At 51.0% G+C, this 263-nt stretch carries 1 protein-coding gene; it reads right to left on the bottom strand.

Features of this window, described 5'->3' with window-relative positions:
- The coding region (locus RR877_RS09875) for a DUF3159 domain-containing protein (RefSeq protein ID WP_332628095.1) at window positions 1-263 on the bottom strand (263 nt) is incomplete at both ends.

Consider the following 263-nt stretch of genomic DNA (forward strand, 5'->3'; position numbering starts at 1 on the left):
ACATACAAAGGCAATCCAAGAATGAGTTTCGCCGTAGCCAACCCAGCAATATTTCCTGCTAGATACAGCGGAACTTCAATGGCGAGACGCAGTGAAAACATTCCAACCCACAACGCTGTGACTCCCATGTAGACGCGCTTGTGGTGTCGATTCTGTCGCCATTTCGTTCCTTCGGACCGAACGAGGCCAACTACGACACCAATAAGCGGCCAGCCAACCAGGATCGAGAGCAAGAAGACAAGCCCATAAACACCATTGGTCAC

Origin of the sequence: Aurantimicrobium sp. (assembly GCF_036667855.1) — a bacterium.
Taxonomy (GTDB): domain Bacteria; phylum Actinomycetota; class Actinomycetes; order Actinomycetales; family Microbacteriaceae; genus Aurantimicrobium.